The organism is Streptococcus sp. oral taxon 061, from assembly GCF_964211575.1.
Classification (GTDB): domain Bacteria; phylum Bacillota; class Bacilli; order Lactobacillales; family Streptococcaceae; genus Streptococcus.
Window position 1 is genome coordinate 15,577 of record NZ_CAXOQQ010000010.1, and the last position, 11,794, is coordinate 27,370.

The 11,794-nt window shown below is 39.0% G+C and carries 11 protein-coding genes; all 11 read right to left on the minus strand.

Features of this window, described 5'->3' with window-relative positions:
• Nucleotides 1–8: 8 nt before the first annotated feature.
• Nucleotides 9–815 (minus strand): metal ABC transporter permease, encoded by an 807-nt coding sequence (locus AB8E63_RS07675; protein ID WP_368910668.1) that lies wholly within the window; start codon nucleotides 813–815, stop codon nucleotides 9–11.
• Entirely contained in the window at nucleotides 808–1,512 is a 705-nt protein-coding gene (locus AB8E63_RS07680) for a metal ABC transporter ATP-binding protein (RefSeq protein ID WP_368910670.1), read from the minus strand. The genes AB8E63_RS07675 and AB8E63_RS07680 overlap by 8 nt, the downstream gene beginning before the upstream one ends.
• The gene (adcR, locus tag AB8E63_RS07685; protein ID WP_368910672.1) at nucleotides 1,512–1,952 is read right to left on the minus strand and encodes a zinc-dependent transcriptional regulator AdcR; all 441 of its coding nucleotides are present in this window, start codon (nucleotides 1,950–1,952) and stop codon (nucleotides 1,512–1,514) included. Before adcR ends, AB8E63_RS07680 begins: the two co-directional genes overlap by 1 nt.
• 138 nt (nucleotides 1,953–2,090) lie before the next feature.
• Entirely contained in the window at nucleotides 2,091–4,217 is a 2,127-nt protein-coding gene (gene nt5e / locus AB8E63_RS07690) for a cell surface ecto-5'-nucleotidase Nt5e (protein ID WP_368910673.1), read from the minus strand.
• A 142-nt stretch (nucleotides 4,218–4,359) separates the two neighbouring features.
• A complete protein-coding gene (dltD, locus tag AB8E63_RS07695) occupies nucleotides 4,360–5,628 on the minus strand; it encodes a D-alanyl-lipoteichoic acid biosynthesis protein DltD (protein WP_368910674.1) in 1,269 nt (422 codons plus the stop codon).
• Entirely contained in the window at nucleotides 5,621–5,860 is a 240-nt protein-coding gene (gene dltC / locus AB8E63_RS07700) for a D-alanine--poly(phosphoribitol) ligase subunit DltC (RefSeq protein WP_000351968.1), read from the minus strand. Before dltC ends, dltD (AB8E63_RS07695) begins: the two co-directional genes overlap by 8 nt.
• 31 nt (nucleotides 5,861–5,891) lie before the next feature.
• Complete coding sequence (gene dltB, locus AB8E63_RS07705) at nucleotides 5,892–7,136, minus strand: D-alanyl-lipoteichoic acid biosynthesis protein DltB (protein ID WP_368910675.1); 1,245 nt, start codon at nucleotides 7,134–7,136, stop codon at nucleotides 5,892–5,894.
• Nucleotides 7,133–8,683, minus strand: a complete 1,551-nt coding sequence (gene dltA / locus AB8E63_RS07710; protein WP_368910676.1) for a D-alanine--poly(phosphoribitol) ligase subunit DltA — start codon at nucleotides 8,681–8,683, stop codon at nucleotides 7,133–7,135. Before dltA ends, dltB (AB8E63_RS07705) begins: the two co-directional genes overlap by 4 nt.
• Nucleotides 8,684–8,703: 20 nt before the next feature.
• A complete protein-coding gene (locus AB8E63_RS07715) occupies nucleotides 8,704–8,835 on the minus strand; it encodes a teichoic acid D-Ala incorporation-associated protein DltX (RefSeq protein WP_368910678.1) in 132 nt (43 codons plus the stop codon).
• Nucleotides 8,836–9,284: 449 nt separating this feature from the next.
• Nucleotides 9,285–10,457, minus strand: a complete 1,173-nt coding sequence (gene dltD, locus AB8E63_RS07720; protein WP_368910679.1) for a D-alanyl-lipoteichoic acid biosynthesis protein DltD — start codon at nucleotides 10,455–10,457, stop codon at nucleotides 9,285–9,287.
• 37 nt (nucleotides 10,458–10,494) lie between these two features.
• The gene (dltB, locus tag AB8E63_RS07725) at nucleotides 10,495–11,649 is read right to left on the minus strand and encodes a D-alanyl-lipoteichoic acid biosynthesis protein DltB (protein ID WP_368910681.1); all 1,155 of its coding nucleotides are present in this window, start codon (nucleotides 11,647–11,649) and stop codon (nucleotides 10,495–10,497) included.
• Between the last annotated feature and the right edge of the window lie 145 nt (nucleotides 11,650–11,794).

Sequence of the window (11,794 nt, forward strand, 5' to 3'; positions counted from 1 at the left end):
TACTTCTCCTATTTGATAAAACGTTTGAGTAAGCTGACTAACAAGAAGACAACTACAAAGATAATGGTGATACTTGCACTTGGTGGTGTCTCTGCATAATAGGAAATATAAAGCCCCGCAACCATGCCAAGAAAACCAATGGCGCTAGCAAGTATCATCACTGAACTAAAGTTCTTCCCTAGACGCAAAGCAATACTTGCTGGTAGGACCATGATAGTCGATACCAAAAGTGCCCCTGCAGCTGGAATCATAAGAGCAATAGCCACACCCGTCACCATGTTAAAGAGAATAGACATGGTACGCACTGGAAGTCCATCGACAAAAGCTGTGTCCTCGTCAAAGGTCAGGATATACATGGGTCTTAAAAAGAGGAAGGTCAGGATTAAAACAACCGTTGCAATAACAAAGAGACCAATGACCTGCTCTTGACTAATAGTCACGATAGAACCAAAAAGATACTGATCCAGACTCATAGAACTAGAGCTCTTACCCTTGCTCATCACAATAAGTGAAACTGCAAGTCCTGTAGACATGAGAATGGCTGTCCCAATCTCCATAAAGCTTTTATAAACCGTACGTAGGTATTCAAGGAAGACCGCCGCAATCAAGACAATGGCAATGGTTGAAATGGTCGGAGAAATTCCTAAAACCAAGCCAAAGGCAACCCCCGAAAGCGAGACGTGACTCAGAGTATCACTCATAAGACTCTGACGACGCAAGATAAGGAAGGTCCCCAGAACTGGTGAAAAGAGACTCATGGCAATAACAGCCAAAAAGGCTCGCTGCATAAAATCATAAGACAATAGATTAAGCATGCTCCACCTCCTGGTCACTTTCATGGACATTGAAGCAACGCCATGGGGAATCTTGGTCTCGGACCAGGTGAATATTACGATCTGCGTAGTCCTTAACTTCTTCAGGATCGTGAGTAATCATCAAAACAGCCTTGCCATGATGGTGGGCACTGTGGTGCATGAGTTCATAAAACTCATTCTTGGTACCTGCATCCATCCCTGTCGTCGGCTCATCCAAGATAAAGATATCTGGATCTGAAGCAAACATACGTGCAATGACCGCTCTTTGCTTTTGCCCACCAGAGAGGGAGCCAATGCGTTTATCCCGATGTTCCCACATACCAACAGAGTTTAAACTAGCCTTGATATGTTCCTCATCGTGATCATTTAGACGACGGAACCAACCTTTTCTTGGATAACGACCTGATTTGACAAATTCATAAACGGTACTTGGAAAGCCTGCATTAAAACTTGCAATCTGTTGAGGAAGGTAGGCAATTCTTAATTTTGTCCCACGAGTGTTGGTCTTTGAAATGGTAACTTTGCCAAATCTTGGTTGTAGAATACCAAGACTGGCCTTGATAAGAGTCGTCTTGGCAGCTCCATTTTCTCCAGTAAGGGTGACAAATTCCCCACTATCAACACTGTAATTGATATGCTCAAGCACAGGTTCCTTGTCATAATAGAAGGACAAATCCTCTACTGTGATGTATCTCATTACTTGATTTCTCCTACTAAAGCAGTTAAAAACCGCTGAATAATTTGTTGCTCTTCATCTGAGAATTGACTGGCAACTTGTTCATAAGTCGAGAGGGTGTGCTCATGATGATGGTGATGCTCCTCAGCAATCGGTCGAGCTAGATCTGTCAATTGATAGAAAATCACTCGAGCATCCTTTGGATCCTTAGAAGTTTCCAGCATCCCCTCTTTAATCAAGGACTTAATGGCCTTGGTGACGGCTGCTTGACTGACATTGAGACGGCGAGCCAACTCCGAATTCGTTAAGGACTCCTCTGATAAGAGCATAAGAATATGCTCCTGAGTGTTTGTCAAAGCCACTTCACTCGTGCAATGACCAATCAAAATTTCATGCTGATTTTCAGCTTTCAGGATTACTTCATTTAAAAAATGATCAATGTCTTTTGCTAATTGTCTCATGAACTTCTCCTTTCCTAGTCATCTTTTTCCTAAAACAATATAGATTACCACAGATTGTTTACTGGTTAATTATATCATAAACCAAAAAAGAATCAAGAAAAAAGATGAAAACACCTGAGATGTTTTCATTCTTTAGAATTATTTTTCTTGTTTACGGCTAGTCCAGAGGGCTGTCGCTCCAAGAATCATACCAAGTAGCATCATGAAAATAGATTGCTCACTACCTGTATTTGGAAGTACTTTCTCTGAGACTACTGGTTTCTTAGCAAACTCATCTGCAACCTTATAATCAACTTTTACAGTAGAAGGTTGAGTCGGTTTTGTTGCTTGGTCTTCTACTGGTTTAGCTGGATCTTGCTCTTTACCTTCTTCAGGAAGTTTAAATGTTTTTGAGTCCACAGAAATCGTGCGTGAATTTGGATTTACTTTTTCATACTGAGTCAAATCAGCTGTTTTAAGATAGTCTTCAAAGGCAGCATCCATTGAAGGACCTTCTTCTCTAGCACCACCAAGCATGGTATAACCGTCACCACCTGCTGCAAGGAAGTCATTGGTTGCTAGGTAGTAGATTTTCGCCAAATCTAGTTTTTCATAAAGACCAGTTGCACGATTCTTCACTTGAATAGCCAAGACGCGTTTACCTGCGACTAGGTTTGTATCGTAGTAGACCTTGGCTCCTGAAATCTGTAAGAATCCACCGCTTGGTTCGAGCAATGGTTGACCATTTTCGTCTAAGACAGTTTTTCCTGCTTTATCCACCTGCAAAATAGATCCGAGTGATTTTTCAAACATATCCAGAACTTGCTGACCAGTTACTTGGATTTGTGAGATTGTGTTTCCAAATGGCAAGACTGCAATGACATTTCCTTTTGTAATTGGTTTGTCTTTAGCAATTGTCTCACGCAAGCCACCACCATTTGTCACAGCGATATCTGTTGGATGACTAAATCCTGTTTGACCATACTGGTAGAGAGAATCTGCGACGACATTTCCGAGATTCGTTTCACGAACACGAACATTTTCACGGTCTCCATTTAGTTCAACAGGACTGTTTGAAACGACTTCAACAGCATTTTCAGCATCGTATTTTTGTTTAATGTCTTTGACTAGTTTTTCAACTGTTGGATTGGCTGGTAATTTTTTAGCATCTGCAGCCGCAATCTGAGTTGGATTGCCCAATAGCTGACGAGATTTGTAGGTAATTTTCCCTACATTATGAAGGTAGCTTCCTGTTTGGTTATAGGTAACATTATCCCCATAGGTCGTTGATTCTACTGTATGAGAGTGACCATCGATTACTGTTACGCGTTTCCCTTTCAAAAGAGGGTTCTTAGACAGGGTTTCTGCTAGTGTTGAGCCACGCCAAGCTACTGGCGTTGTTGTATCAACACCCAAGTGGGCTAAGACTACATAATGCTTATAATCCTTACCTTCCGACTTAGCCTTGGCTTGAACTTCTTCAACGACCTTATTAACCTCTTCGATTGGCTCAGTAAAGGTTACCCCTTTAACATTTTTAGGGTGAGTTTTCGTTGCTGTTTCCGGCGTTGTCACACCTATCACTACAAACTCATCGCCTTCAACATCCTTATTCTTGTCAACAATAGTAGAAGCTTGGAAGAGACGAGCTCCGTCTACATATGTATTTGAGCTTAACAAGGGGAATTTCAAAATTTCTTTGTATTTTTTAGCTTCATCAAGTCCGAAATCAAACTCGTGATTTCCTACAGCCATGGCATCATACTGCATCTCGTTAAGAATCTTAGCACGTGCCTCACCTTTTGATGAGTTTGAGATAGGAAGACCCTGGAAAGCATCACCAGCATCCACTACCAAGGTGGTCTGGTTGGTTTTTGCACGCTCTTGTTCAATGACTGTAGCCAACTTAGCGTCTCCAATGACTCCCTTTTCCTCTACAATACGACCATGGACATCATTGGTGTGTAAGATAACAGTGTCCTTTTCTTCGCTTTTAGGAGATTCAGCAGGAGCTGACGGGGCTTCTGCAGGTGCAATCGCTTCTGAAGTTACCGAAGTTTCCGGTACCGCAGGGCTCTCAACAGGAGCCGGAGTCGCCGACGGAGCTGGAGTCGTCGACGGAGCTGGAGTCGTCGACGGAGCTGGAGTCGTCGACGGAGCTGGAGTTGCTGCGACAGCTGAACTTTCTGCAGGAGTTGTTGCTTCTTCAGCGAATACTTGTCCAGCTAAGAAGGCTGGAGCTAATAAAGCTGTAGATAGGATGGGTAATAAGAACTGTTTCTTCATTTTGAAATCCTTTTCTTTTCTTTTTCTCTTTTATATTATACGCTATTTCTAAAAATTTTGAAACTTTTGACCTATTTGCATCTTAAATATTCACCATTTAAACAAAAAAGCTTGGATTAAAATCCCAAACTTTTAGCTCATTTTATTGAAAATCTTTGATGTTACCATCGTAATCCGCCCAATCTTGGCTAAAGAAGCGGTCATTCATTTGGTAACTAGGTGCTGTTGTTGGATTGCTCAAAAAAGGATTTACAACCTTATCAAACGCCAGCCAGCCTAACCAACCGATATGAATCGTATCCTTGACAAAATAAGGTTCATCACCGTTTTTTGAAAAATCAGCAATATTGGTAAAACCTTGACTTTCCAACTGGTAACGAATTTTTTCGACAGAGTGTTGATACATTTCTTCACTCAAGCCTGTGTAGTCCATCCATTTTTTATTGACAGGTTGAAAGACAAAGAGTACATTCACCTTAGATTTGGCAAATTGATCGAGCACTAACTGCAAATCATTGTATTCCCTTGACTGGAGGAAGTTGTAATTTTTTTGATACCCTTCCCACTTTTTTATATCTTTCTTTAGTTGAGTATTGTAAAAGTGGTTCTCCATTCCCAAATCATTATTGGTCGTGTTTTCTTCTGCATCCTTACGTGCAATATTTTCCAATTCTTCATACGAAAACTGACCTGGGAGACTGCTCAAATATTTTTCAATATGATCTTTGTACTTTAATCGACCTCGAATCGAAAATTGACCAAAAAGGGCAGCTTGTCTTTCATTGAACTCGGCAGAGAGATTAACCACCGTTTGATCAAAATCTGACAATTGTTCATTCTTAGCCAGCTTCTCAACAATCCTCTTCATCGGAACTCTTCGATTTTGTTTTAAGAGTCTATTAGCCGCATATTGAGAGGCTACATCCCCAGATTGATTCTCTAAAAAAGCAGTCAACTGATCATTGTTAAAATAGGTTTGAAAAGTAACCGGATCTTGATCTTCCTTTGTAAACCACTGTGGAGAGATTACAAATACCGCTTGTTTATTTTCAAGTTCAGATGTGATTTGTTGCATCCCAAAATACTGACTAAGAGAAGCGGCTCCTGCCTGCCCCATAAAATAAGGACGGTAGGAGCGGTTATACTTTTCAGCCAACACTCCTGGATGCATACTATCAAAACGAATCCATTCACTCGACCCAAAGAAAGGGACAAAACGCATATTAGAATCCGTGAGAGCTCTCACTTTTTGGCTTCTCTCCTTAAAGCTCTCCGTACTAACAGAAGCCGCAGAGTATTTTTCCTCCATGAGATTATGGCTTGTTGTACCTGGATAAAAAAAGATGAGTAGAAGAACCAAAAATCCAGCAATGAAGATAGGCCCAAAGATCAGCCACAAGCGTTTAAGCATTCTTTAACTCCGTAATCCCTGCTACGATTTTATTAGCCGTATTCCAATCGTCACGACCAAATTCTGTAACCGGGACACGAATATCAAAGCGGTTTTCGATTTCCACAATCAATTCAACCGTTCCCATACTGTCTAAGACACCTGCATCGAAAAGATCTTCATCCATCATGTCAGAAACATCTTCCATAAATAATTCATCGATAATTTCAATAACTTCTGATTTGATATCCATTTTTAAATTTCCTTCTATTTTTTAATTCCATTTATTTTTTAAACCATAAATCATTCAAAAATCCCGAAAAGATTAAGAATGAAACCATTACGACATGGAAAGTTATAACCATGCCAAGCAACTGAATCCAACGGTTCTCAGGAAAAGGTGGTTGCCCTGCTTTTTTCCGTTCTTTATTGAGCATTTTTTTCTTTCTGACCCAGGCATCATTCATCACTAAGCCTATCCCATGAAAGAGTCCGTAAGCGATATAAAACCATGTTATCCCATGCCAGAACCCCATAAGTAGCATGTTCAGGACATAGGCAACACTTGAAGTCACATTTCGATTCTTAAAAAGCTTCTTTCTCGTTATCACCATGACCATGCGCATAAAGACAAAATCACGGAACCAGAAGGATAAACTCATGTGCCAACGATTCCAAAACTCTTTCAAATCTCTTGACAGGAAAGGTTTGTTGAAGTTAATCGGACTACGAATTCCCATCAGATTTGAAATAGCTATAGCAAACATAGAGTAACCTGCAAAATCAAAGAAGAGTTCCAAACCAAATGTGTACATGATGGCCACTACATAATAGTTAAAGACGCCACCTGTTTGTAAAGCTAAATTCTTTAGCGGTGGTAATAAAATCTCGCCTAAAATATGAGCTAGGATAAATTTATACAGAAATCCCCACATGATATATCGAACGGACTCGGCTAGCATATCTAGCAACTCATCGCGCTCTGGTATCGTCTGATAATTTTCATTAAAACGTTTGAAACGATCAATAGGACCACTTGAAAATGTCGGCATAAAGAGAAGAAAACGCAAATACTCCCATATTTTCAAATCCTTAATGACTCCATCTCTGAGTTCGATGATAATCCCCACCGAACGAAAGGTCAAATAAGAAATTCCCAAGAACCCAAGCAAAGACTGCGTTCCATTGATAGCTGGCTGCACCTTGACAAAGATAATCGGAAGGAGGGACAGAAAACTAACGAGGTAGAATACCCACTTGCCATCCTTACTTTTTCGATAGTGCCTGTAGAAAAGCAGGAGCAATATTTCCCAGCACAGATAAATACCCAAGGCAGCTAATTGATTGGTCTTGCCTCCCGTCAGCATAGTGACTATAAAGAACAGACTAACCAATATTTCATACCAGCCAAAACGTTTTTTGAAAAAAAGACCGATAAAGATTGGCAAAATAGCAGTAATCACATACAAAAAGTACTGCGGATTCCCATAAGGCTCAATATGAGGAAGCTGTTTAAGAAGCTCCATCATCTATTGTTTACCTCACTAATCAACCCTTTGATGTCGATTTTCCCATTTGGAGTTAGCGGCAAGCTGTCACGGTAGAGAAATTTCGAAGGCATCATATAAGACATCATAATATCTTCCAAGTCTTCCTTGATCGCTTTGGTAATATCAATCTCGCGCTCAAATTGTTCTTTGACCCCATCTTTTAAGATAACATAGGCCAAGAGATTTTGAACCTTGTGATCTTTATTATAGCGCGGTACCGCAACAGCCGAGTCAATGTACTGAGATTTGTTCAAATTTTGAGAAACATCTTCTAGCTCAATACGGTAGCCGTTAAACTTGATTTGGAAATCCATCCGTCCACCGTAGAGAAGAAGGCCTTCATTCGTCATAGTTCCGACATCTCCCGTATGGTAGGCTGGCAGACCTTCAAATTCGAAGAAAGCTTCTGCTGTTTTCTCAGGATTATTCATATAACCTTTTGAAACAGCCGGTCCAGATACGATGATCTCACCTTGCTCACCATTTGGCAATTTGTTTCCTTCCTCATCAATGATGAAGGTTGGAGAATCTTCTTTGGTATAACCAATTGGCAAGCGTTTAAGTGTCGCTAGCATCTCATCTGTGATAGCAACCGCCGACAAAGCAACCGTTGCTTCCGTTGGGCCGTAGGCATTGATGATGCGTGCATTTGGGAAACGCTCACGCAGTTTTTGAGCCGTTTTAACCGTTAACTCTTCCCCATCAAAGTAGAAATGGGTAATGCCTGGCATCTTTTCAGCATTGAAATCTTCAGATAACATAGCCATATCTGCAAAAGATGGTGTCGAAGTCCAGATAGCAATCGGGAGAGAAAAGATGGTTGCAAAAAGTTGTTTGAAGTCTTGAGTAATGGCTGATGGGAGGGCAAAAAGCGTGCCTCCAAGAGCCAAGGTTGGTGCCCAATACATGACAGACAAGTCAAAGGAATAGGGCGGTTGCGCCAACATTTGCGGACGCTCTGGCGTCGCAAATTCCTTGTCTGTAATCATCCAGTTGGTGAAGCTGAGCAGGTTATCATGTGAAATCTGCACCCCTTTTGGTTTCCCTGTCGTCCCCGAAGTAAAGATGATGTAGTAGTTATCATCCCCTTTGACCGGATGTTGCAAATCATAGGCATGCTGAGCCGCATAAGCTTGACGCACTTGCTCCAAGGACATGATTGGAGCAGCTGGGTTTTCAATTGGAAACTCATTGATGGCGATGATTAAGCTTGGCTCTGCTACTTCAACAATCGCAGACACGCGCTCCAAGGCAGAGTGGCTATCAATTGGGATATAGGCATGGCCAGATTTGGTCAAGGCCACAAAGGTTGCTAACATTTCATATTCTTGGCCACCAAAGACCACAACAGGTGACTTTTCAGGAAGTCCCATTTGGTCAAGATGAGCTGCTAAGCTATCTGAATCAGCCTTCAATTGGCCATAGGTATGCTCTTCTCCAAGGACATTGTAGACTGGAAAATTAGGCTGCTTTTGAGCATAATGCTCAATGGTTTCAATCATATCTACTATTGGTTTATTTGACACAATAGGGGTTCTCCTTTAAGTTAAAATTCATTATAGATAAAGCTACCTTGAACCTGACCGAGATAACTAAAAAAGTAAAGCAGGCCCAAGAAAATGATAAAATACAAGGCTGTCCGACCAAGAAAGAGGTAGAGTTCTTTTCTCTGTTTCATCAAGAAAAACCTTTCATTCCTGTAATTTTCAACTAAAATAAAATCAATTTCTTACTAACTTATTTTCTGCTATTATACCACTTTATAAACTATTTTTTCAATTGTTTTCCGTCCATTTCCACTACATTTCAACATCATTAAATTGTTCCATATGATACCTTCTAATGATAGCTTTAATGCTTTCCAGTATAGATTATATTGGGAGCTACAACAAAGTAGGCTCTATACTACCTATAGAGGACTCCCCACTATAAATATTATAGAGCCTTATCTTATGTCTCACTTTATCGATAGAATCCCCTTTATCTAGAGATTTTTATAATATGTAATCTTAAAATTCACTATAGATGAAATCTTGAATGTTCGAAAAATCAGTTACAAAACAGTAGATTACGATGCTTAAAATAACTGTGTAGAAAAACAAGGTCCACAATAGTAAACGATGTGTGTCAGTTAGTTTCATTTGCAAATTTGTAAAGTTCTTTTTCAACTTCCATCCATCCTTTCACCCCAACGTGCATCACGTCAAATAAAAAGTAATCTTCATACTCTTTATTTCCATAGTTTAACACCGTAGCACCGTGGCTTTTGGCAATACTTTCTATTTTTTTGTAAGTTTCTTCACGCATTTCTCGTGAAACACCTGTGTAATCATTCCATTTACCATTTACAGGAAAGATAATGACTTCAACTTCAATTCCCAATTCCTTAGCAACTGTCAAGAAGAGTTCCATATCTGAATACTCTGGTGACTCTATGTAGCTCAAGTCTTTGTTAGAATCTTTCAAAGAAGCATAGCGGTCTCTCAAGTAGGTATTGTAGTAGTTATTATCCACAGCATAATCATTGTTATCTGTTTTCTTTTTAACTTCTTCTACAAACTTCTTCGTCATCTCCTCCCAATTATAATCCGGAGTTTCATCTCCTAGTGCAGGATAGTCTGATTTGGCATGATTTTCATAGAATTTTCGTTTAAGTTTAAAGGAATAAACGTCATTGTCAAGCTCCAACAGTTTTTTATCAATGATTGTTCCTTTTCCTTCTATGAAATAGCTTTTATACTTTTTATAGATATCATTTTGTTGTTTGTTTCCTTTGGTAATCTCAATAATGCGATTAATCAGTTTTTCTTTCGTTTCCTTACTGATTTTCTCGTTACCTAACATGTGAAAAATATGTTCCTGAGAGGCCTTGTTTAAGAAGGCGTCTTGATGAGTCCCATCCTTTTCGAACCATTGAACAGACTCGACTATGGCTACTTTTCGCTTGCTCATAGCCCCCTCAATCGAGCTCAAGGTTGTAGCTTGAATGATATTTTGAGAGTAACTGGTTCCTATCTGCATAATGTTAAAATCATTGTAGTTAAAAATTTTATTGGGATGGTAATCTTCATTTATCGTCGCAACTAACTCTGAGGAACCCATTAGAACTAGTGTATTGGGAGTGATATTATTTGTTAGAATATCTCTACTTTTATACTTTTCATAAGAAGTGCTGTAGCGAATACTATTGTCCTTGACTTTATAATAGTCGTCAATCTTCTTGACATATGTCACATTTAAAAGAGCAAGAGTCGCAATTACGAGCACAAGCGATAGTAAAAATGCTTTTAACTTAATCATCTTGTTTTGTCCAATCTCCTTGTCTTAGCAGATCTCTTTATCTACTTAGAATTGCTATAATTATCTTATAAGGTTCACCTGAAAAGATAAAGAAGCCAACCATAACTAAATTCATGGTCACAAACCAACTTATTAGCTTGTACCAAGTTTTATTTTTATGTTTCTTATAAAAAGTGCTTTTCTTTTGATAAATTTCAAATCCAGACATCAAGATTCCATGGTAAAAACCATAAGCGATGTAGTTGACACTAATTCCATGCCAAAATCCCATAACCAACATATTGACCATATAGGCATAGGCTGCATTGTGTAATCTATTCTTAAAACATTTCTTTCTGATAACCTGCATTAAAACTCTTGAAAATACGAAATCTCTCAACCATGTTGACAAGGTGATGTGCCATCTAGTCCAGAAATCCTTGATATCAATACTCAAGAAAGGTTTATTGAAATTCATCGGTGTCTGAATACCCAAAACGTTACTGCTTCCAACAGCCATCAAACTATACCCCGCAAAGTCAAAGAACAGATAGAGAGTATACAGGTACATATATTTGATTGAGTAGACAACTGTACCAGTATTGCTTAGAGCAAGTAGTATCTGGTAAACATAGGTTGATAAAACAACCTTGTAGAGAAGGCCTAAAACGATGCGATAAATACCATCACCTGCTAACTCTAGGTAGTCTTTTCTAGGCATGACTTCATTGATCTCTTTTAGAAATCTTCTGCTACGATCGATTGGACCAGAACTAACTGTAGGGAAAAAGAGTAGAAACTGCAGATAATCTTTTACACTGATTTTTTCTTTGATTAAACCATCCGATATTTCTAGCATGATCTGAATGGTCTTAAAGGACATGTAGGAAATCCCAATAAAAGCCAATAAATGTAGCTGGGTTATTGCAAAGACTTTATTGACCACTAAAGGTAAAATGGATAACATAACTAGAGGTTTTAACCGTTTTGAATCCATTCTTTGTGCTATGAAAACTAGGACATATTGGTAGATGATGAAAGCCAATAGATAAACAACCATGGATTTACTCTTACCATAGATGGCTCCTGCAAATAAAATTGACAGACTTAAAATATAATAATCCTTACGCTTGCCAAAATAGTTTAAAACAAAGCCAATCAGTAAAACCACAAATAATAGAAGGAAAAACTCATTCCCCTCAAAATAATTCATACCAGATGGACTCCTTTTCTCTTTTTCTCATCTCCTGATTTGTCATTTTAGGATTAGTCCCTATCATATTATCAAGGATAATTAACTTTATTAATTATATCATAATTTAAAAACTATATATCTCTATTATCCAATTTCCTAAAAT